General features: G+C 60.1%; 18 protein-coding genes. 14 read left to right on the plus strand and 4 right to left on the minus strand.

Annotation, left to right across the window (positions count from 1 at the left end; genetic code table 11):
- Positions 1–444: 444 nt before the first annotated feature.
- From LMTR3_RS31910 to LMTR3_RS31965, 13 genes are all read left to right on the plus strand, one after another.
- Positions 445–984 carry a MarR family winged helix-turn-helix transcriptional regulator gene (locus LMTR3_RS31910; protein WP_084029927.1) on the plus strand — a complete coding sequence of 180 codons (540 nt, stop codon included), beginning with the start codon at positions 445–447 and terminating at the stop codon, positions 982–984.
- Between the two features lie 777 nt (positions 985–1,761).
- Positions 1,762–2,781: an AraC family transcriptional regulator gene (locus tag LMTR3_RS31920; RefSeq protein WP_065748917.1), complete on the plus strand. Its 1,020-nt coding sequence runs from the start codon at positions 1,762–1,764 to the stop codon at positions 2,779–2,781.
- A 405-nt stretch (positions 2,782–3,186) separates the two neighbouring features.
- Positions 3,187–3,930 carry a S1 family peptidase gene (locus LMTR3_RS31925; RefSeq protein WP_065748918.1) on the plus strand — a complete coding sequence of 248 codons (744 nt, stop codon included), beginning with the start codon at positions 3,187–3,189 and terminating at the stop codon, positions 3,928–3,930.
- A gap of 176 nt (positions 3,931–4,106) precedes the next feature.
- Positions 4,107–4,358: a hypothetical protein gene (locus LMTR3_RS31930; protein WP_141686898.1), complete on the plus strand. Its 252-nt coding sequence runs from the start codon at positions 4,107–4,109 to the stop codon at positions 4,356–4,358.
- Positions 4,359–4,609: 251 nt separating this feature from the next.
- Positions 4,610–5,572, plus strand: coding sequence for an AraC family transcriptional regulator (locus LMTR3_RS36970; RefSeq protein ID WP_084029928.1), 963 nt, complete (start codon positions 4,610–4,612; stop codon positions 5,570–5,572).
- 166 nt (positions 5,573–5,738) lie between these two features.
- Complete coding sequence (locus tag LMTR3_RS31935; protein WP_084029945.1) at positions 5,739–7,448, plus strand: arylsulfatase; 1,710 nt, start codon at positions 5,739–5,741, stop codon at positions 7,446–7,448.
- Positions 7,449–7,583: 135 nt separating this feature from the next.
- A complete protein-coding gene (locus LMTR3_RS31940; RefSeq protein WP_065748920.1) occupies positions 7,584–7,961 on the plus strand; it encodes a hypothetical protein in 378 nt (125 codons plus the stop codon).
- A 296-nt stretch (positions 7,962–8,257) separates the two neighbouring features.
- Positions 8,258–9,916 (plus strand): arylsulfatase, encoded by a 1,659-nt coding sequence (locus tag LMTR3_RS31945; RefSeq protein ID WP_065749010.1) that lies wholly within the window; start codon positions 8,258–8,260, stop codon positions 9,914–9,916.
- A 131-nt stretch (positions 9,917–10,047) separates the two neighbouring features.
- The gene (locus LMTR3_RS31950; RefSeq protein ID WP_065749011.1) at positions 10,048–10,839 is read left to right on the plus strand and encodes a hypothetical protein; all 792 of its coding nucleotides are present in this window, start codon (positions 10,048–10,050) and stop codon (positions 10,837–10,839) included.
- A gap of 106 nt (positions 10,840–10,945) precedes the next feature.
- Positions 10,946–12,004, plus strand: a complete 1,059-nt coding sequence (locus LMTR3_RS31955) for an HAD family hydrolase (protein WP_065748921.1) — start codon at positions 10,946–10,948, stop codon at positions 12,002–12,004.
- Between the two features lie 400 nt (positions 12,005–12,404).
- Entirely contained in the window at positions 12,405–12,596 is a 192-nt protein-coding gene (locus tag LMTR3_RS38770; RefSeq protein ID WP_084029930.1) for a hypothetical protein, read from the plus strand.
- A 344-nt stretch (positions 12,597–12,940) separates the two neighbouring features.
- Positions 12,941–13,369, plus strand: coding sequence for a hypothetical protein (locus LMTR3_RS31960; protein WP_065748922.1), 429 nt, complete (start codon positions 12,941–12,943; stop codon positions 13,367–13,369).
- 227 nt (positions 13,370–13,596) lie between these two features.
- Positions 13,597–14,031, plus strand: coding sequence for an Ig-like domain-containing protein (locus LMTR3_RS31965; RefSeq protein WP_141686899.1), 435 nt, complete (start codon positions 13,597–13,599; stop codon positions 14,029–14,031).
- A gap of 74 nt (positions 14,032–14,105) precedes the next feature.
- On the opposite strand, the gene LMTR3_RS31970 is transcribed toward LMTR3_RS31965, so the two are convergent.
- The 3 genes from LMTR3_RS31970 to LMTR3_RS31980 all read right to left on the minus strand — a co-directional run bounded on the left by LMTR3_RS31970 (position 14,106) and on the right by LMTR3_RS31980 (position 18,502).
- The gene (locus LMTR3_RS31970) at positions 14,106–15,215 is read right to left on the minus strand and encodes an HlyD family secretion protein (RefSeq protein WP_065749012.1); all 1,110 of its coding nucleotides are present in this window, start codon (positions 15,213–15,215) and stop codon (positions 14,106–14,108) included.
- An 81-nt stretch (positions 15,216–15,296) separates the two neighbouring features.
- Entirely contained in the window at positions 15,297–15,728 is a 432-nt protein-coding gene (locus LMTR3_RS39905) for an adenylate/guanylate cyclase domain-containing protein (RefSeq protein ID WP_176722032.1), read from the minus strand.
- Positions 15,692–18,502 carry an ABC transporter substrate-binding protein gene (locus LMTR3_RS31980; RefSeq protein ID WP_084029932.1) on the minus strand — a complete coding sequence of 937 codons (2,811 nt, stop codon included), beginning with the start codon at positions 18,500–18,502 and terminating at the stop codon, positions 15,692–15,694. The genes LMTR3_RS39905 and LMTR3_RS31980 overlap by 37 nt, the downstream gene beginning before the upstream one ends.
- 695 nt (positions 18,503–19,197) lie before the next feature.
- On the opposite strand from LMTR3_RS31980, the gene LMTR3_RS31985 reads away from it, so the two are divergent.
- Positions 19,198–21,333 carry a tetratricopeptide repeat protein gene (locus LMTR3_RS31985; RefSeq protein WP_065748926.1) on the plus strand — a complete coding sequence of 712 codons (2,136 nt, stop codon included), beginning with the start codon at positions 19,198–19,200 and terminating at the stop codon, positions 21,331–21,333.
- Positions 21,334–21,428: 95 nt separating this feature from the next.
- On the opposite strand, the gene LMTR3_RS31990 is transcribed toward LMTR3_RS31985, so the two are convergent.
- A complete protein-coding gene (locus LMTR3_RS31990; RefSeq protein WP_084029934.1) occupies positions 21,429–22,511 on the minus strand; it encodes a SphA family protein in 1,083 nt (360 codons plus the stop codon).
- Positions 22,512–22,781: the final 270 nt, after the last annotated feature.

The raw sequence follows: 22,781 nt of genomic DNA on the forward strand, positions 1-22,781 counted from the left end.
TGATTGTCCGATCTGTTCGCCGTTATGCCCTATTCTACGATAAGGGCGTAACAGACCTGCCCGAGTAGCTTCTGCGGTATATGTTGGGATGAAGCCGCGAAGCCAACCTAGCGCGTTGGCTCGTGGCTGGGGCGGGAGGGATCGAACCTCCGAATGGCGGAATCAAAATCCGCTGAATACATGAGTAAAATTAATGAGCCTTCTGAACTTTCGCCCTACGTTCGCCCGTTGACGCCATTGGTGAATTTCCCGCGTTCAGAACGTGCGAGGTCTGTAAGCGCATGCGATACGGGACAAGCGCTACCGTAGTGGCCTTGCCGGATCCCACGCTGCCATGGGCTGATTGATCGGGTGGGAAATTCTCAAGCTGGTTGCATAAGAGTGCACCGGTGAGTTTTCTTGGTGTAGATTAATTGAGCTGCTTCACTGGATCCAAGGCAAGCCATGGGACAGGAACCGCGCAATGGCCCTGACCAGCCAAGCCGCGCCAAACGTGGCGGACCAAATGCGCTCGGTGGGAAGGATCACGACGTCGCCCGGCAGTTCGCCTGGGAGATCGCCGCCATCAGCATGCATCTCCAAGAAATTCGCTATTTCTGGGCGAAAGCCCTCGGAGTCAGCGGCCCGCAATGGATGATTCTGATGGCGCTCGCCGATCTTGATCGGGGCGAGGGCGTGCCGGTGAAAATCGTGTCGAAGATGCTTCATGTCGACCCCTCCTTCGTTACGACCCAGTCAAAACTGCTCGAAAAGAAGGGCTTCATGCGCCGAAAAACGTCGGACGAGGACGCCCGGGTCGTGCAGATGTCCCTCACCGATAAGAGCTACAAGCACATCGCTGGCTTGGCCTCGAAGCAGGAGGAACTCAACAACTTCATCTTTGCCGAATTTAGCGACCGTGAACTCAGCGACTTCACTGCCAGGCTCGCTGCCTTGAAGAGCCGCCTCGAGAAGGCCCTCCTGAAGGTCACGATAGGCATCTGATTCTCGGGATTACGTCAGGCCAGTTCAGGCCTATGTCGATTCTAGGCGACCGGCGCTCCAGATGAACTTTTTTAGCAAGCGTGATTGCGCGCACCTTTCACGGTCGAGCCACAGTTCAGGTGCAGTAGCTTTGACTGACCATAGCGAAACTCGGCGAGCCGCCGGGTGGCTTGGTTCACGAAAGTGCGGTGCTGAATCTCTTCTCGGGTCCTTGCCCTCTGGTCAATCTCGCGCATGAGGCGCGAATCGCCTTGAGCGATTTTGATCATCACGTGTGAAATGGCTCAGAGCGCCGAACGCGACCTGCGCCACATTCGCGGTCGCCTGCAGATAGTTCTCCTCAGTCTGACCTGCTGGTGTGCGTCCGCCAGCGAAGCCTGCCGGAATTGCATAGGCAGCAAGCGATCCTTGCTCCAGCTTTGCTTGGGGTCCCCGTTTCCCGGACTTCTTCTGTGCCAGGATCAGGCAGCTCCGATGGAGGCTTGATGATGAACCTGTCAATCGGACAAGCACTGGCATCCCAGGATTGAAGGTGCTAGCCTACGGTGCGATATTGCCATCTGCATCCAGACATTGATCTACGTCAAAGCTCGCGGTCAACAATTTGTTTGTTGATCAGAGGTAATGGCGAAAACAAAGTACAACTGTGATTTTGGATCGCCCCCTTCGCGCTGCCCCATCTGCGTTTGAGATCCGCAACTGATGTCTCCTGACGTTCGCCTTCGCGACGCAGCATTGTGTGATCAAGAGTAATTTCTGTCCTGGGGGAGAACAGAAATGGCGTTGAGTAGAGTTGTCAGTATTTCTGATCCATCGGCCTGCCAGGCGGCCATTCCGTTTGCTGATCTGGCGCTGTTTCCCACAGCAAAAGGAAATTTTCATACCGAGATTACCCAAATCGGCACGAAGCGGCTTTGGATACAGCGTTTCCATGTATCTCTGCCACAGGTCAACACTCTGGCGGTCAAGCCCGGGCGCCGATCGATTGGTTTTTTGACTCAACTTGATTCCTCGCCATTCCTGCATTGTGGCCTGGAAGTCTCGCCTGGCGACATCGTCGTGAACAGGTCCGACGTCGTACACCAACGATCTGACGCAAACCTTCACTATGGCACGATGTCTCTTTTGATGGATGATCTGGATGCTGCCGCTGAAGCAATAATCGGGCGTGAGTTGCCGAGAACGCCGTACAAACGAGTCATTCGTCCTGACTCCGCGCCGATGCTCCGGTTACTAAAGCTGCACAGAAGCGTCGTGCAACTGGCCCATGACACGCCGGATGTGCTGGAGCTGCCGCAGGTGCACCGGGCGCTGGAGAATGAACTCATCCACGTCATGGTGAGGTGCCTTGAAGGCGACGCTGTAGAGTCGACCGCCGGCGGCCGTCGTCACGACACCATCATCGCGCGGTTTGAGGAATTCCTGGAGGCAAATCCCGACCGGCCGCTCTATCTAACCGAAATCTGCGCAACGATCGGCGTTGCCGAGCGAACGCTTCGCGCCTCGTGCGAAGAGCATCTCGGCATGGGGCCAATCCGGTATCTCAACCTGCGCCGAATGCACCTCGTGCGGCGGGCGCTCCTGCGCTCGGATCCCTCCAAGGCAACGGTCACGCAGATTGTTACCAACCACGGCTTTTGGGAGCTCGGACGCTTTTCGGTTGCCTACCGCATGCAGTTCGGAGAGTCGCCGTCGTGCACCTTGCGGCACCCCGCGGAGCAGCCGGAAGTCCATCTCAACCGCCCGTCATCGCTCACAGCCACAGACTTGGCCGTCAAAGACTTGCAAGTCGCTTGAGCGAGACGCACAGGGGCCTGCTGGACCGCCAAGCGACCGGCCCAGCTCACTGCGAGTGATCCCGGGCCTCATCGCGTCGAACATCCCCGCCAGGTCGAGAAACTGGACAAGCCCCAGAGGCGGGACCGGTTGTTTGAATCTCTGCCCATCCCTGTCTTTCCTCACGCCGTCGGGACAATAGCCGGCGAACTGAGCGTATGCCTGATGAGTGGCAAGTGACCATGGAACCATTTGATTTCACGAAAGTTAATTGATCAGAGCGCGACGCGAGCACTTGTGACAAAAGCGTGACATCGCCCGCGAAAATCGCCAGCTCCGGGAAAAACCTCCGGATAACCTGACCCGATCTATTGCCCAGTCGCAGCGTCCATCCTCCCCTGCGATGGGCAGAGGAGCTTCTTTGGCATGCGCGGACGCTTTGGTCGTGGGGTGCTTGTTCTTTTCGTTCTGTTTGCAAACACACAGGCCGTCCCTGCAGCTTGCGTCGATCCCATACAGCTTGCGCACTCGGCCGTCAGCATCGTCAGACATTTTGATGATGCGGAGCGCGATTCACATCGCGGCTACGTCGGCGTTCGAGGCACCGGCTGGTTCCTGTCGCCAACGACGATCGTCACCGCCGAGCATGTCACGGCCGGCATGAATCTGTCCTCTCACGACTGGAAGCCGCTCGAGATCGTGGATGGAGACAACAGTCAGGTCATCGCCGCGCGTATCCAGCGCGTGGCGGGATCGCAAGCGGAAAAGCTGGCCGTCATCGAGTTGCAACATGCCGTTTCCGATGCACGGAGCGTGGCAGTCCGCCGGGATCCGCTCGTGCCGGAAGAGCAAGTCATGACGTTTGCCTATCCGACGGGCAGCCTTCGTCTCGTGCAGGGACGGTTCGTTCGGTTCGGAGATGGCGGAAAGGTTGCCGGCATGGCGCTCCTGGAGATGTATGAAGGCGAGAACCGACTTGTCGTCGATCACGGCGCTTCGGGAGCACCCGTGATCGATTGCAACGGCCGCGTCGCAGCGGTCATCAGCAACGTGTTCACCCAGAGTTTTCAGTGGGGGCACCGCGAGATAAGGATTTCGACGGCGTGGGGAATGCCCAACGTCGTGTCCGTGCCAATCCAGGTCTTGGATGAACTGCAAGCCGCCAACTGAGACCTGGGGTTTTCCCTTCCCTCGGCCGTCCGGGCCCTCAATCTCGTTCTCCTTGCCGTTATTGCATAGCGGCCTTTGCTCCGCCGTCTATCGTTGCCTTGGCCAGGCTGACAATTATCCGGGAAACGCTCAGCTCGTCCCGGCTCGGCTGGGCCAGTGTCCTTCAGGAGGCGAACATGCTGAGTATCCGAACACTCTTCGTTGGCGCTCTACTCGTTCCATTCCTTGCAACCTCGCTACCGGCACAAACAGCAAAAAAGATGGATGCCAAGTCCGCACGCGCTGAATGCTTCAGGCAGGCCAATGCGGCAGCAGACAAGGCGACCTTTGGCGGCGCTTCTGCTGATCCGGCTGCTGCTACCGAAAGGAACGCCGCTGGAGCGGCTGCCTATACCCAGTGCGCCCGCAAAATGGGCATACGGCCATAGCCACTCGGCCATCTTCGATTCTGAAAGACCGCCAATAGGCGGTCTTTCCATTGCGCAGCACCTGTGATCGCAGCACCCGGTCGAGATCCGCCGGCTTGCCGGAATTGCATATTTGTCCGGCGCCGCCACCAACTTCGAAGTTCCGAACTCGCATAGTCGAAGGCCGGTCGATCACATAACGTTGCCTGCCTCGGTGAGACCAAACTTCAACGGGTCAAGAAACTGTCCGCCGGTCCGACGGGACGGGGCACATGGCAGAGATTTGTATACGTACCTTTAACAATCCTGATGGTTACGTAGCCGGATTCGGCGCTGCACGTATCAATCTCACGATAACGGGTGCGGGGGATTTCAAGGCACGGCTGACACGGCTGCAACTGAACGATCTCGAAGTGTATCGGTGTTACGAAAGCCTTCCGCGCATCGCCTATATCTCGCTGCCCGTCGGACAGATTCTTTTGTCGTTTCCGCTCGGTACGACGTCCCTTGTATCCGATGGATTTGCAGTGCGGAACGGCGACATGGTTTTGCACGGTCGTGGCGAGAGCACACATCAACGATCCGACGCTGCCTGCCAGTGGGGTTTGATATCCCTGTCGCCCGAGCAATTTGAGAGTTGCAGCAAGGCATTGACCGGACGAGACATTGCACCGCTGTACGCAAGCAGAATAGCCCGCCCCGCCCGCGCGGATCTATCAAGGTTTCGGCGTCTGTTTAGAGAAGCTTGCCATCTTGCGGAGGCCAAACGGAAATTGATCGATCGCCCCGAGGTAGCGAGAGCGCTGGAGCAGGAATTACTTCACGCGATCATCAATTGCCTAGCCGCCTGCGAGACCGACGCTAACCCCAAGACAAGACACCACCGCACCATCGTCATGGGTCGTTTTGAAGAAACCTTAAGCAAACGCATTAATCAAAAACTCAAAATACCTGCACTTTGTGCAGAAATCGGCGTGCCGGAGCGTAGCTTGAGGATGTGTTGCGCCAAATTCCTCGGCGTAAGCCCCGCGCGATATCTCCTATTGCGACGATTGAACAAGGCTCGTTCGGCGCTGCGACGTGCCGATCCGTCGATAGCCACGGTCGCGGAGGTCGCCCGAAACCATCGGTTCCTGGAGCTTGGGCGCTTTGCCGTAACTTACCGCACCACCTTCGGTGAATCGCCTTCAGCCACGCTATGCCGCAACCGCGCGCCATCTGCCGAAGTCGCATAGCGCCTCACGCGCCGTTCGGCGAAATTTACTGTTCGCAAGGCGTCCGGCCGGTTGCCCGAAACGTGATCCTGCGTGGATCGGCAAAGGCAAGGACCGCCAGTGGGGTGGAAGGGCGAAGGCCGCCGCCCAGGATTTGGCAGCCGACACCAAGGGAAGGATAATCATGATGAGTCTGTTCAGAATCATCCGGGGCGCTCTCGGGAGCGTCTGCCTCGGTGTGTTTGCGCTGTTCGCCGCTGCAGTCATTGTGAACGCTCCGGCGTCCGCGCAGCAGCAACGACCACCCAACATCCTTGTGATCATGGGTGACGATGTTGGCTGGTTCAACATCGGCGCGTACCATCGTGGCATGATGTCGGGGAAGACGCCGAACCTGGACAAGCTGGCGTCCGAAGGCATGATGTTCACCGACTACTACGCCGAAGCAAGCTGCACGGCGGGTCGCGCGAACTTCATAACCGGCGAGTTGCCGATCCGAACGGGGCTGACGACAGTGGGCCAAGCAGGCGCAGACGTGGGAATCCCGGCCCAGGCAGCGACGCTCGCCACGGCCCTCAAGGCGCAGGGCTACGCCACTGGTCAGTTTGGCAAAAACCATCTCGGTGACCTGAACAAATATCTCCCGACCCTGCACGGCTTCGACGAGTTCTTCGGATATCTGTATCACCTCGACGCGATGTCCGATCCGTACTGGTACTCGTTCCCCGTCAACCAGGACTATTACAACAAGTACGGGCCGCGCAGCCTGATCCGCAGCTATGCGACCGATACCGACGATCAGACCGAGATGCCGCGCTGGGGCAAAATCGGCAAGCAGAGGATCATCGACGAAGGCCCCCTGCCGCCGTTCTCGGACATGTCGAACGTGCAGAACATGCACGACTTGCCATTCCTGAAGGCAAAGTACGACATGACGACCTTCGACGAGGTGCTGGTCAAGGCGTCAGGCGACTTCATGGACAAGGCCAAGCGCGAGGGAAAGCCGTTCTTCGTCTGGCACAACACGACGCGCATGCACGTCTGGACCTTCCTGTCGAAAAAGTACAGCGCGATGCAGAACTCCGAGACCAACTATGGTCTTGAAGAAGCCGGGATGGCACAGTTGGACGACAGCGTCGGCGCCCTGCTCAAGAAGCTCGACGACATCGGCGAGACCAACAATACCATCGTGATCTTCACGACGGACAATGGCGCGGAGGTATTCACGTGGCCGGACGGCGGTATGACGCCGTTCAAGAACACCAAGGGTACCGTGGGCGAAGGCGGCTTCCGCGTGCCGTGCATCATCCGCTGGCCGGGTCGGGTCAAGCCAGGCACCGTCGAGAACGGAATCTTCTCGGGCCTCGATTGGTTCCCAACTTTGACGGCCGCCGCGGGCAACCCCAACATCACCGATCAACTGCTGAAGGGCGTCAAGCTTGGCGATCGCAGCTACAAGAACCATCTCGATGGATACAACCAGATGGATTTGCTCACCGGCAAGGGCCCGTCCAAGCGGCGCGAGATCTTTTACTTCGGCGGAGCGTCGCTGGGTGCGGTTCGCGTTGATAACTTCAAGTTCACGTTCTTTGCGCAGCCCTGGGGCTGGCCCGGCGAAAAGACCACCACGGACATGCCCTCCATGGTCAACATTCGCCAGGATCCGTTCGAGCGCACGCCCAATCTTCGCGGGGAGTCGTGGAACACTAGCGCCCCCGGTTACACCAACGACTTCTTCGCCCGCGAGTTCTGGCGCTTCGTCCAGGTCCAGCAGTTTGTCGGGCAGTTGGCACTGACTGCAGTCGAGTATCCACCGATGCAGGATCCGGCGTCCTTCAATCTCGAATCGGTGAAGAAGAAGGTCGAGGAGATGATCAAGAATCGCCCAGGTCAGTGAGGAACCCGGCCCTATATTTCAACAAGCGGGCGCTCTCGTGAGAGCGCCCGCAACCCACGGCGATACCACCTTCCAGCGCAGCTTCGAATTTTCGAGGCCATCGTCGCAGCTTGAGGCACCCGGAAGGAGCCCCTCATGAGCATCACGTTCTTCTCATTCGCAATTGTCGCCCAGCTTGGAAGTCCATTGGCGGTACCCGTCGCAGATCGTGTGCCGGTCATCAACGTCGAACAGACCTGCAAAGAAACGGCGGCCACGGACAAGGCTATGAATCTCGATCTTTCACAATCTGTCGAGAGTTGCCTGCGCGACGAGAATACCGCGCGAGAGCAGGTCACTGCCATCTGGTCGAACTATTCCGCTTCCATTCGCAACCGCTGCGCGCAGGAAGCGACCATTGCCGGAATGGGCAGCTATGTCGATCTGTTGACCTGCATGCAGATGACAGACCCGGCGACATTTTCACCAACGCCGGCCTTGAGGGGCGCGAGCAAGAAGCGAAACAAGAACTAGGCCAGCCGCCGGGCGCGCCCCAGCTCGCCGTGCTCGGCATGCCAACGCGATCCGTAAACCTAAACCTGCCGAAAGCGCATAGCGCATCCGGGGCGTTTCGGCCAACTTCCCGTCTGCGAGGCGTCCGACCGATTGCTGAAATGCGCTCCTGCGTGGATCGGCAGCGAAGTCGGTTGGTGGGTGGAGTTGGGCGAAGGCTGCGGCCCGACCTTCGGCAGCCGACATCAAGGGAAGCAACCATGCGCAAGTTCAGACCAATCTGGGGCGCTCTTGTCGTGCTGTGTACCGCAACGACAATGGCCAGCATTCCTGCCTCCGCCCAGCAGGGACAGAAACCCAACATCCTCTTCATCATGGGCGACGACATCGGCTATATGCAGCCGAGCATCTACCATCGCGGCCTGATGGTCGGCGAGACGCCCAACATCGATCGCATCGGCAACGAAGGCGCGATGTTCACGCACTATTACGCCGAGCAGAGCTGCACGGCCGGGCGTACCGCCTTCATCACGGGCATGCAGCCGGTCCGCGTGGGCATGACCTTGCCGGAAATTCCCGGCAGCCCGTCCTATCTGCGGACCGGCACGCCGCACCTTGCCAAGTTCCTGCTCGATCTCGGCTACAACACTGGCGAGTTCGGCAAGAACCATCTCGGCGACCACACCGAATCGCTGCCGACCGCGCATGGTTTTCAGGAATTCTGGGGCTACCTCTATCACCTCGATGCGATGCAGGGGGTGAGCTTTCCCGACATCAACAAGACCCCGACCCAGCAGACCGTCGCGCCACCATGCAAGAACACGCCGATCCCCGGAGTGCCCGAGGCTCCCGGCGCGGTGGATCCCAAGACCACGGTCTGCCTGACGCCACCGCGTCCGATGCTCGCGTGCACGTCAGTCGATGGCAGTGGCGCTAAACAAACGTGCAGGAGCGAGGGCCCGCTGACCCTTGAGCGGTCGAAGGGTATCGACGAGGAAATCTCGGCAAAGGTCGTCGACTACCTCGATCGCAACGACCCGAAGAAGACCAACAAGCCGTTCTTCGTCTGGTACAATCCGGCGCGCATGCACGTCACGACCGTGCTGCCGCCGAAGTATGAGGCCATGATCGGCGAGCCCGGCGGCAAGGACTGGGGCGTCAACGAAGCCGGCATGAAGCAGATGGATGACAACATCGGCGTGGTGCTGAAGAAGCTCGAAGACATGGGCCAACTCAACAACACGATCGTCGTGTTCACCACCGACAACGGCGCCGAGACCATCACCTTCCCGGACGGTGGCGTCACGCCGTTCAAGGGCGGCAAGCTGAGCACCTGGGAGGGCGGTTTGCGCTCTCCGATGGTGATCCGCTGGCCGGGCGTCATCAAGCCCGGCACGGTCAAGAACGAAATGTTTGCCGCCCTCGACTGGGTCCCGACTCTCGTCGAGATCGCCGGCGGACCCAAAGGCAACGGACTGAAGCAACGGATCGAGGCCGGTCAGTATCCCGGCATCGTCAAGACCACGCTCGATGGCGTGAACCAGATCGACTATCTGAGCGGCAAGTCAGAGAAGTCGGCGCGCGACCATTTCCTGTATTGGTCCAGCACAACGCCGTCGGCCGTCCGCTACAAGAACTGGAAGATGTACTTCGCGATGGTGTCCGACAACCCAGCGGGCTTCGTTTCCGGAGTGCAGCCCTACTCCTGGACCCAGGTCGTCAACATCAAGCGCGATCCCTTCGAGACCTCCGTTGGCTCGCAGCAGAAGACGCTGTTCGGTATGGGCGGGGCGATTGCTTCTCCGTCCACCGCCTATGTCTATGACTGGAACTTGCTGCCTATCGGGCAGCAACTGTGGCTGATGCACCTCGAGAGTTACATCAAATTCCCGGCGCTGCAGGACCCGGCCAGCTACAACCTGGAACAGGTCATGCAGCAGGTTAAGAATATGAAGACGGCTGGTCGCAGCGACTAGCTGCGTGAAGCGAGCGTGAGATGACCAAGCGGACGTCCCAATGGGGCGTCCGCACACGGCAGGTGAAGCGATGAATGCGCTTCCCGTGCAATCCCTTCGAGAGACCGTCAATCAAAGCCAAGGAGTTGCTCATGGCCAAGAATCGAACTGGCTGCATGATCATCGCCCTCCTGCTCTGCGGGGCAGCGCCGGCGCTGGCCCAGACCACGCCTTCGACGCCGCAGCACATGCCGCTGCAGAAGACAATCGGCCAAGCCGGCCCGGAGATCGTGCCGTCGTTGATCGTAATGAACGCCCGCGGCGCCAGCCTGCAGGGCGGCAAGCTGACACTTACCGGCATTGGGCCCAACTCGATCGTTTTCGCGGATCGCCCGGTGCGGGCGGCAGGGCATTCGCTCACGAGCGACCTGCTGGCGGAATGGTCGCCGACCAATGACAGCGCTGAGAGCTTTACCAAGGATCCGCCGAACGCCACCGTCTCGGTGCTCAGCACGGACGGATCTAAAATCCGTGATGCGGTCGTGGTGCTGAAGACCGCGAAGCTCGAGGGCGACCGGCTGACCTTCGACGTGGACGTGCTCGAGGGTGACCTGGCCGGCAGTGACGGGCCGGCGGCGCTCTTCATCGACCGCTTCGGCTTCGGCGGCTTCCACGCTGGCGGCTTCGGTGGCTTCCACGCTGGCGGCTTCCGCGGCGGCTTCGACCGTGTGGGGACTGTCGGCGTCGGTCGCGTCGGTGTCGACCGCGTCGGCGCGGTTGGCGTCTGGCATCGTCCCTACGTCGCTCGCGGCGCCTGGTATCGCGGGGCTCCATACGCCTACGGCGCCGCGGCGCTCGGTGGAGCTGCGCTGGGTGCGGCGGCGGCAACGGCGGCAAGTGGCTATCCCTACTGCGGCTACTACCCCTACCCGCCCTGCTACTGAGGCAACGCGGGTGATGCGGGCTCTATTGGATCAGTGGCCCAATGGAGCCCGCTGGTCAGCCACGGAGAAGCTGAGGAATCCGCCGTCGAGCAAATAGGAGGCGACTATGGAATCTCTCCTGCACTACATCACCACCCGTCGCGTTCTGCTTTCGACGCTCACGCTGTTGCCAGCGTTATCCGGGCCGCTCCTGACGGTCTCCGCATCGGCGCAGACGTCCCCCGGGGCCCCATTACCTTCATGGAACGACGGGGCGGCAAAGCAGGCGATCCGCGACTTCGTGCGTACCACAACCGATAGCGCGAGCCCGAACCACGTGCCAACAGAGGAACGCATCGCCGTCTTTGACCAGGATGGTACGCTCTGGGTCGAGCATCCCATGTACACGCAAGTGATCTACTGTCTTGAGCGTGTCCCGGCGGTGGTCGAAAAAAAGCCGGAACTCAAGAACGTCGAGCCGTTCAAGACCGTGCTCTCGGGCGATCGGGAGGCGATGGCCAGGCTTTCGATGCGGGATTTGGAGGAAGTTCTCGCCGCGACGCTGACCGGCATGTCAGTGGAGGAGTTCAACAGCGAAGCGAAGAAGTGGATCGAAGCCGCCCGGCATCCGCGTTGGAAACGTCCATACACCGAACTCGTCTATCAGCCGATGCTCGAAGTGCTGCGATACCTGCGCGACAACGGCTACAAGACCTATATCGTGACCGGTGGAGGTCAGGACTTCGTGCGCGTCTACGCCGAGCGAGTCTATGGCATCCCGCCCGAGCAGGTGGTTGGCACCGCGGGCGGAACGACATACGGCTACGGCAAGGACGGCAAGCCGTTCCTCACCAAGGAGCCGAAGCTCATCTTGAATGACGACAAGGCGGGCAAGCCGGAAGGGATTCACCTCATGATCGGCCGCCGGCCGTATGCTGCGTTCGGCAACTCGAATGGCGATCGCGAGATGCTGGAGTGGACCGGTGCCAGTGCCGGCGCGCGGCTCAAGATGCTGGTGCTGCATGACGATGCCGCCCGCGAATACGCCTACGGCCCGGCGCAAGGCCTGCCGGACAGCAAGGTCGGCACTTTTTCCCCCGCGCTCTACGACGAGGCGAAGAAGGACGGTTGGACGGTGATCAGCATGAAGAACGACTGGAAGCGAATATTCCCGTTCGAGCAGTAGCACTCCCTCCGCTGGGATGTTTTCGAGGAACCCTACGACTATGATTCGGCCAGTCGCATGATTTGAGTCAAAGGCGGCCGAGGTCGGGCTGCGCAGATTGACCACGCTGCAACGTACTCCAGCAGAAATAAACGCGACTTGCCGAAGCTGCATAGCGCATCCTAGGGCATTCGACCAATCTTGCCGTAGCCGGCGGTCGACGCATTCACTGAGTGGGGAGCCGAGCTTGAACACTCGACCAAGCGTCCACCGATCAGGACCGGTCCACTGCTGACCCGGCACTGCGACCCAGTTTGCAGTGATAATCGGTGAAGTTGTTAGGATACACCCTTGCGCGCCATGTTCGGCGGAGCCAGGTCCGAGTCCGATTTTGGAGGTTCGAATGAACAGGAGGCATGCAATGCGCAACAGGGGATTCGCAATCTTAAGTGGTGTTGCGATCGCCGCATCAATACTGGCGCTGACTCCCGATCCTGCCGCAGCAAGACCAGGCTTCGGCGGCGGCGGATTCCGTGGTGGCGGCTTTGCGGGAGGAGGTTTCGGCGGCGGATTTAGGGGCGGCGGTTTCGCGGGACGGGAGGCCGCGCCGTAGCGATCGGCGGCTTTCGCGGAGGCGGTCTGGTAGCCCGCCCCGGCTGGGGCGGTGCATGGCGTGGTGGCTGGCGCCCGGGCTGGGGCGGAGGCTGGGCTGGATGGCGGCCCGCCTGGCGCGGTGGCTGGGGCGGATGGGGATGGGGCTGGCCGGTTGCGGCTGGCGTCGCTGCCGGTATCGCCGCGGCTGGCCCTTGGGGCTACGGCTATCCGTACTCCGGGCTACAGCCAGGGTCTGTTCTGGAACGGCTACGCCTGGGTGAACGGCTGCTATCAATCTTACGGCTACTGGTGGTGAAAAAATCAAAGGAGCGCTGACGCATCATATTCACCAAGGGGCGCAACATGAATCTTTTGAGTGGAATGCTCGCGGCAGCGCTCTCGCTGGCAGGTATAGGGGCGAGCCACGCAGTGGTTCGGATTGCAAATGACCAAGGCGGACTGATTCAGAGCTACCTGGACACCTACGACGAACTGGATTCTTCTGGCCAAATGGTGATGATCGACGGCCTTTGCGCCTCGGCCTGCACCATCGTGCTTGCAGCGATCCCGCGCGACAGATTATGCGTAACTTCAAACGCCAACCTCGCCTTCCACGCCGCCTGGGAATTCGGCGTCCACGGACGCGCCATCACGAACCGTGAAGCAACCCGGATGCTCTTTGCGATGTATCCCGCGCAGGTGCGGCGCTGGATCGCGCGTCGCGGCGGGTTGACTCCGCGAACAATCTTCCTCCGAGGCAAGCCGCTGCAGGCGATGTATCGCTCCTGCTAATTTAATGCGAAGATCTCTGCGCAACGCTGAGGAAACCAGGGATGCCATGAGAGTTACGCTTTCGATTGGCCGAACTTGCATAGTCGCCGCATCGCGTTTCAACTAAATTGGGAAGGAAGGCGCTTCAAGACTGGCGCCAAAGCGCTGTCCATCCAGACCCGTTCGTTCCCAACATGAGGGGCACAATGCGGCGCGAACCCTGCTTAGCGCTAGTCGTAAGGAGCTTGTTGGCGACGTTCGTTCCGCAAAGGGAAACGATCGCCCAGTTGGCGAGGGGCACTGGCATTAACAAGATCGCCCGCGGCTTCGCCACAAGCCTGACATTGATCGCTTTCTTCGTCACAGCGCAGGCACGGGCACAGACGCAGTGCCCCGTGATCGGAAGCGCATCCACTTGGGGATTTCCTGGAACAGGTTATTTCGATGCTTCCCCCGGCAGCGCCTGCCTCTTCTCGCTCAACATACAAGGTGAAATCCTGAGCTCCACCGTCTCAAAAGCGCCGTCGAATGGGAGCTTGAACATGGTGAACGTGTCCACCTACACCTACACGCCCAATCCGGGCTTCACCGGCACAGACGCGTTTGCAATTGAGGCGACAGGAAGGAACATCGGCGGCCCAGTTGGGACCTCGGTGATCACCATGAATGCGACGGTCCGCTGAGCTTTCCCGAAAAGCACGGCCGTCCTCTGCGTCGCCTACCAGCCTGGCGCAAATGACCGATGTGACTGTCCCTGCTACAGGTAAGCCGTATAGGAGCTGACCCAAACAAGGATGGATGCCAAGACTCCAATCACGCCGGCATTGGGTGAAAACGCAGTGGCGCTGCCCGACATTCCAAGCTGAAGCGAGTCACGGCTCAAGTCATCAGGAATCGAGATCACTGCCGGGAAGGTTGTCGCGCCGCCGATGGCGCTGGTCTTGGCAAGCGTTCCGGACACGGCGACCTGTCCCTGCCCGATACCTTTTGGAATCGCGATGACCCGCGCGTGGTAAACACGCCCCGGAATATTGTCGAACACGATATCGACCGCTGCACCATCCTTGATGGTCTGGAAGCCGTTCTGGGAAAACAGCGCAACCAATGTGATCTCCGTTTCGACGATAAACGACATTGCGCTCTGAGCCTGCAAGGCCCGATCGCCGACCGATAGCGTTACCAGCGTCACGTACCCGTCGGCCGGCGCACGTACTGTGGTCTGTGATAATTCCCAGTTGGCATTTTCGAGCTGAGCCTGTGTCTGCGCGACGGTCGTGTTTACGCCGCTGATCTCCGAATCCATCGCAAGCTTGGCACTCGTTTGCGCTGCTTTGGCCGCGTTGAGATGCGCCAAGGCCGTTTCATATGCATTCTTTCTGTCCTGCGCTTGGAATTGAGTGTTGGCGTCGTCAGCTACCAGCTGCTCGATGTCAGCCAGCCGCTTCGCGTTGAAGGCGACTTGCGCGGTCAAGCCGGTCACGTTCGCGGTTGCCTGGAGATAATTCTGCTTCAAGATATCGACCTGCTGGCGCGCAGCCGCCAGGGATGCCTCCAGTTGCGAAACCTTATACTTGAACGGCGCCGGGTCGATCTGAAACAAGACGTCACCCGCTTGCACCAGCACATTGCTTTTGACCGGAAGGGCTATGATTTGACCTGACACATTCGGCGTCACCTCCACCACCCGTCCGGTGACGGTCAATCTGCCCGACGGCGTGAGATAATTGAAAAGAGCGAGGAACGTCGCAAGGATGAGAATGCCAATCGATATTGCGATTGAACCGGATGCCCATCCCCAACGCACCAGCTTGAACTTCCGAAATATAACCCAGAGGGCTATGAGATAGACACAAAGGATGATGAGCATGCCATGCTCCATCGTGCGATCGCCGACGAAATTCGATCCTCCCGCCTAATGGTTGGAGGGGCTATGCAGTTTCGGCAAGGCTCAGGCCCGCGTCATCGCGGAGCACATCGCCAGCAATGATTTGGCCACCGGGTCCTGCGGAAACACCCGCAATATTTCCTCATAACGCTGGGCGGCGTGATCGAAGTCCCCGCGCTCGAAATGATCCGAAGCCGTTCGGGTCATCTGGCACAACCGTTCGATCCCGGCGGCCGCGGCCAGTTCGGGATCGCTGCTGTCCCTGATCCCAAGCAACTCATAAATCATGAACTCGTGTTGGCGGCCCTTGACCTGAACTCTCCTAATAGGTCTTGCAACGATATCGGACCCGGCAGCCGCGGCGACGTTGCTGCTGATGCAGATCGTGGTGCCGAAGTTCTTGTTGATACCCTCTAGCCGCGCGGCGACGTTAACCCCGTCGCCCATCACCGTGTAGCTCAGCCGCGCGCTTGAGCCGACATTGCCGACCAGCACATTCGCGCAATGCAGGCCGATGCGCAGGTGCAGCGGCGGGCGCCCTTCCGCGCTCCAGCCGCATTGAGCTGTTGCAGCCGCCGGGCGGCCCGCAACGCTCCGCAACAGGCGCGCAGCACGTGGTCGTCGCGATGGGCCGGCGCGCCCCAGAACGCCATGATGCCGTCGCCGATGAATTTGTCGACCGTACCGGATTCCTCGGTGATCGCTTGCGAGACGACCTCAAAATAGACCGACAATTGAGCGAGGAGGTCATTCGGCGCCATCCGCTCCGCGAGGCTGGAAAAGTCCCGCAGATCGCCAAACAGCACCGTCATGTAGCGCGGCTCGACGCCGAGGGTCAGCGGCGTTCCGGTCTTGATCAGTTCGCGAACCACATCCAGCGGCACGAAAGAGGAGAACGAGCGCAGCGACGTCTCGAACAGCGACAGCGCCGTTTGCAGCTCCTTGATCTCCAGGATATTCGATGACGGAGGTGCGGCGTGCGCGAACGTCAGGTCCTCGACCGACCGCAGCTCCCGCGACACGTTTTCAATCGGTCGCGACAGCCGCCGCGCGAAGACAAAGATCAGCAGCAACTCGATCCCGGTCAGGGCGGTGATCAGAATGATCATCTGGCGGTTCGTTCGCTTCAGCGTGCCGACAAAGTCGTCGGTCGGAGTCAGGTTGACGATCTCCCACGGCTGTCCGAAGCTGACAGGAAAGCGGGTGAAGGACGCGCTGATTTCCTCTCCGCTCTGCGGGGCCTGGAAGAAGAAGTCATCGCTCTTGGTCCCGCTTCGCAGGCGACGGGCCTCGCGCACATTATCGTCGGCAATGGTGTCGAGCCTGGTAAGTGTCAGGCGGCCGTTCTCTAACTGCACGCTCTTCTTCAGGTCGGGGTAAGCGACAATCGTTCCATTGATCGCACTGGCGATGATCGTCGTGCTGCGCGGGCTCGCGCGGTAACTAGTGAGAAAGCGCGACAATACGTCCAGCGTGATGTGGGCTGAGGCGCAGCCGATGAACACGCCGTCCTTGATGATCGGAAATCTGACAGGAATTACCGGAAAACCAGTATCCGGATTGATCCAGGGTTCCTCGACGATGAAGGTGCGCACGTCCTTCGCTGCCTGGTATCCCCGGATGGTCCTGATATCCGTGATTGTCTCAACGTCGTATTTCTCGATCACATGAGGCCAGGTATCGAAGAACGTGCGATGCCGGATTCGTCGGGAGGAGCCGGAGAACCTGTCGATATAGCTGGAATGCCAATTGGCGGAGGACGGAATTTTCGGATCGGAGCGTCTGCGGTCGTCGTCGATCCGGGTCACGACCCGATGGTAGCCGTCTTCGAAGCTGACATAGACCGCATCGATCTGCGGCGCCGAGGTGAGCGCCTGGTAGAGCAGATCCCGGCTCTCTTCCCTTCTAAACGCCTCCGGATCCTCTGCGGCAACCGCCGCAAGCAACGGGAGCGTGGCAGCGACCGGATTAATCAGGTTCCCCGCATTCTCGATGCTGGCGTGCTTGGTTTTTGCCACAACATCCTCCAGCGTCGTGCTGATTGCGGCCGCGTTCTGTCTGTAGTTGTATGCGAGGATGAAGATCAGCACGGGAATGCTGAGGAGGACGAACAATCCCGACATCACCGTGCTCAGGCGCATCGATCCGAGCGGGCGGACGTTTCGGTACAGGGCCCAGCCCAGCGCGGACGCCAGAGCTGCCGCGAGCAATGCCCACAAAAGCGGCGCTTGCAGCCGCGTCCGCAATCCGCCTCCGTCGGCCGCGTAGATCAATCCGTCGGGCAGCTTCGCCTCGCTCAACATGCCGAGCTCAACATAAGCGCTGGCGATACGGGTCCAGCGCTCGCTGCTCTGGTCGCCGATCGGCCTTAGATGCGGCCGGATCAGCGGCTCGGTTCGCGTCGCTTCGAACAGCAGGGCTCTCTGACTTTTCTGCGTCGAATATTTGCGCTGGATCAGGTCGACGATCTCGTCCTTGTGGTCGAGTGCATATTCCCAGCCCTTGAGGCTCGCGGCGCGAAATGCCTCCACACGCTCGGGATGCTCCGCCACCTGCTGTTTCGAGGTGCACAGGTTATCGCCATAAAAGTCGAGACCATAGGCGCGCGGCGTGAAGAGCCGATACGGCGTACCGTACTCTTCGAAAAGGTAAGGCTCGTTCGTGCTGTAGGCGACCATCGCGTCCGCCTTGCCGCTAAGCAGATCGCGCGGATTGCCATCGTGGTCGACACGCGGCAGACGAGCGTAATCGACGCCATCGCGTTTGAGCATGGCAGCAATGGCGCCTTCGCCGGGAACATCCATCAGGCGGTGACCCTTCAGTTCGGAAATGGTGCGGATGCCGGCGCGGTGCGGTACCAGAATGACGGCCGCGGAGTGCTGAAAGATCACGCCGAGAACGACGTTGTTCGCGCGCTCGGCCGGGTTCACCAGAATGCTCGTCGTGCAAACGCCGAAATCTGCCTTGCCGGCCGCGACTTCTGCGCCGGCATCTACCGTTGGACCGCCTTCGCGAAGTTCGACGTCGAGGCCGAGCTCGCGATAAAACCCCTTCTCGAGGGCGGCGTAGTAGCCTGCGAATTGAAATTGATGCTTCCATTTGAGCTGCAAGGACACCCGATCAAGCGCATCGGCGGGTGCAGCCAATAGCAAGGCGAGGCAAGCGAGAATGCCCGCACTGAACCAGCTGAGCCACGCCAGACGAAGAAGCAATCGTCCCGCCGCGCGCTCACTCGTCGCGAAATTCCGTGCGCATTCTCCTTCGCTCACCTAATCCTCACAACAAGTTCAGCTATTCCTCCGATCGGCCTGAGTAGCGAGCCTGCGCCGAGAGAGAGCCGCGCGCTATGCAGATTCGGCCAGTGCGAAATTACCGACGCCGAACTGGCCATTAGCAAACGGGTTGGAACTTTCGCGATCCGCTTCGAACGAAGGTGAAGTCGATGCGCTGAAAGGACGGCTGAGATGCGGCTCTTTGCCGAAACTGCATAGCCTACCCAGGGCGACTCGACCCAACTTATCGCCTGGGTCCAACGTTACAAACCAGGAGCATGCCGTTTCAGAACAGGCACTCAGACATGATGATCCTAAGCATTCCCCCTCAGCCATACAGCGGATAGCAATTCGTGGCGCGCAAAGACATCAGAGCCGGCGGGAGCGATAGGCTTTCCAAGCGCCCGCCTACATCGAGCCCGGTCGAAATCCCGACAGATAGCCGGCGCGAGGGCATCCCCAGCCTATCTCGCCGTTCGTGGAAGTCGGCGACGCGCGTGGCCATGTTGGCGACAGTCGCGGTCCTCGCAGGTGGCCTGACCATCGTGCTCGTCGCGGGGCACGGATTCATCTTGCCGACGGCTCTTCGCAGCAACGGCACGGCCCCTGCCACCTTTGTCGGCAGCGAAGCTTGCGCTGGTTGTCACCAAGCCGAAACTGCATTGTGGAAACAGTCTCAACATAAGCACGCCATGCAGCACGCTACGGCCGCCACCGTGCTCGGCAATTTCGATGACACCAGTTTCGACTATTTCGGCGTCCATTCGCGCTTCTTCAAAAAGAACAACAAGTTCTTCGTCGAAACCGACGGCCTCGACGGCAAGCTTGCGACCTTCGAGGTCAAATACACCTTCGGCATTGACCCGCTCCAACAATATCTGATCGAATTCCCGGATGGCCGCCTGCAGGCGCTGTCGATTTCCTGGGACAGCCGACCGAAGGATCAGGGCGGTCAACGCTGGTTTCATCTCTATCCCAACGAGGAGATCAAGCACGACGACGTGTTGCACTGGACCAAGCTCAATCAGAATTGGAACTTCATGTGCGCGGAGTGTCATTCAACCGGCGTGCGGAAGAATTACGACGCGACCAATGATCGTTTCCAAACGACATGGGCGGAAATCAGCGTAGGCTGCGAGGCGTGTCATGGCAAAGGCTCCCGCCACGTCAATTGGGCGCAGAGCCAGCGGAGCTGGTTTGGAAGAGACGAAGACCCGCGCAAGGGGCTCGCCGTCTTCCTGAACGAGCGGGACGGCGTAACGTGGCAACCCGATCCCAGGACCGGCAATCCGCAACGCAGCGTCGTTCCCGCGGTGACGCGCAGGGAAGTCGAGACTTGCGGGCTGTGCCATGCCCGACGTGGCGCGTTTTCCGAGGACTGGGTGCCTGGGCAACCCTTGTCCGACACGCACGCCATCTCCCTCCTCGCTCGCGGCCTGTATCATGCGGATGGGCAGATGCACGACGAGGTCTACAATTATGGCGCCTTCAAGCAGAGCAAGATGTTCGCGGCCGGCGTCACCTGCAGCGATTGCCATGAACCACATGCCGCAAAGCTACGGGCGGAAGGCGATGGCGTTTGCCTGCAATGCCATGCCTCCGACAAATACAAAGTGGCCTCGCACACGCGCCACGAAGGTGTCACGCCCGCGGTGACCTGCGCGTCGTGCCACATGCCCGTCAGCACCTACATGGTGGTGGACAAGCGGCACGACCACAGCCTTCGAATTCCAAGGCCGGACATCTCCGTGAAGCTTGGCACGCCGAACGCCTGCAACAATTGTCACGCCGACAAATCAGCACAATGGGCGGCTGACGCGATCGAGCAATGGCACGGGCCAGTTCGGAAAGGTTTCCCTAACTACGCCGAGGCCTTCAAGGCTTCCTGGACCAACGGGACCGATGCGGCCGCATTGCTGGCTGCGGTTGCGGCCAGCCCAACAGCACCAGCAATCGCGCGCGCGAGCGCTCTCAGCGAACTTCATTCGCAGGTGTCGCCCGCGAATATTGAGCTCGCCCGCAAGGGACTGGCCGATCCCGATCCAATGGTGCGGATCGCAGCGCTTGACATGCTCGATGGCCTTCCGGACGAACGTATCTGGCCAATTGTCTCGCCGCTTCTTTCCGATCCAAGCCGCGGCGCGCGTATCAGGGCAGTCTCGGTGTTGGCCGCCGTACCCCCCGCGAACCAGCCTGCGTCTGACCGCGCAGCATTTGAGCGCGCGGCCGCCGAGTTCATTGCGGCGCAACGCCTCAACGCGGACCGGCCCGAAGCCCGCTCGACCCTCGGAAACTTCTATGTGCGGCGCAGGCTGACTGCCGAGGCAGAGAGCGAGTACAGGGCAGCGCTGCGGCTCAGTCCTCAATACGCGCCTGCCGCGATCAATCTGGCGGACCTGTATCGGCAGCTGGGCCGCGATGGCGACGGGGAGAGCGTCCTGAGAACCGCGATCGCGTCTTCACGACAGGACGCTGGCCTGCACTATGCGCTCGGGCTCACTTTGACCCGGCAGAAACGGCCGAACGATGCGCTCACCGAGTTCCGAACAGCAAGCGAGCTTGAACCTGACCGGTCGCGCTACGCCTACGTCTACGCCGTGGCGCTGCATACGTCGGGACGCATCGGCGAATCGATTGACGTGTTGAAGGCGAACCTGACCCAGCATCCGAACGATCATGATACGCTATCTGCCCTCATCACGTTCAACCGCGATTCCGGGAACATTGGTGTCGCCCTCGAATACGCGGAGCGGCTCTCTCGCCTCGCCCCGAATGACCGTGAATTGACTCGGCTTACCGACGATCTCCGTGCACGGTTGAAGCGATAGACCGTCAACGGCTGCCTGCAACGTGGTCCATCCGCCACAGCCTCAACCAGCAGCGGTTCCGCAGCCCCATAACCCGGCGGAATCTGCCAGCTATCCTATTTCGTGAACCTCGGCCTTGAGGGCGCTGCCGGCGTTGCCGCGGTCGGCTGAAGATTGAACGTCAGCCAGACGTTCCAGCCCGCTGGCCGGTTTTCGTTGGCGAATTCGCCGTAGCCCTTCAGGTTCAGATAGCCCTGCATGTCTCCGACCGGGAAAATGTAGCCGACCTGCGGTCCGATGCCGGCTACCCGCGACTGGAAGCAGCCGACGCGATTGCCCGAGCCACTATCGCAGCCGATCTCTTGATAGAGGTAACCCACGAGGCCGACCTGCCACTGCTTGGTCAGGAATTGCGAGGCGCCCCAGTCGAGGTGCATGTCGACGCCGCTCTGGTATTGAGTAGCAGGGTTTATGAAGTTGTACGTGAATCCGAGCACCGCCGAAAATTCATGCCCTGTCTGTGGGTTGAAATAGGTGTAGCCGCCGCCAGCGTCGATTGCCCAGTGCCCAAGTCCCAGATTCGCAAGGCGAGTCGACTGGTAGGCACCGACCGGGATGTCCCCCGTGATGTAAGCCATGTAGTTGTGAACACCGGCATTCCAGCGCAGCGCGAACTGCGGGATCAGGTCGCCAAATGCCGTGATCGAGCTATCGATCGTATCGAAGCGCGAGAAGGGAAATGTGCCTCCCGGCGTCGTCAATGCTCCCGTGATCGATCCCGCGAGCGAGGTCGAGTTTGAGCCATAGATTCCTAACATAGTGGCAGAGGCCTGACCACCCAGCACCGGTGTGGCAAAGACGTAAGTCCCGGCCACAATGCCAAGATTCACATTTGCCTTGACGTTGGCGTCGACGGTCGCCGTCAGGTTCGCGGGAATGCGACCAAGCGTGATCTGGCGTGCCCGCGCCACTTCAGCGCCAGCGGAAACTGAGGTGTGATAATATATCGTGGTGAGCTGCCATCCCGCCTCCCTCGAGGGAACGGCCGCGAGGGAGCCGAAGAACCCAGGTATCCAGAAGCTGATGCCCCCTTCATCGGCGCGCGCTAGCTGATCGGGGAGCACAACCAGGCTCGCAATTGCTACCGCACCCAACCGGCAGACAAAGCCGGCCGTCGATATCGATTTCCTGCCCTCCATGTCCAATCTCCCTCTCTTCCACGGTCCACTTACAACCGAAGCACGATCCGGCGTGCGAGGGACCGGAACTGAGGAGATACTATCACAGCGCGCTTACACGTGATCCGCGCTATCCTGACTTCTGCACGTTTAGGAAGAGACTGTGCCTTTCATATCACAATTTCCGGATGCAACTACTTGCTGCTCTTGCCGATTTCGCATAGCCGCACAGATCGACTCCCGCAAAATCCAATGCAGCGGCCCTTCTGCTTTCGCCCATCCATTTGCCAG

This window comes from Bradyrhizobium sp. LMTR 3, assembly GCF_001693485.1.
In the GTDB taxonomy this organism is placed as follows: domain Bacteria; phylum Pseudomonadota; class Alphaproteobacteria; order Rhizobiales; family Xanthobacteraceae; genus Bradyrhizobium.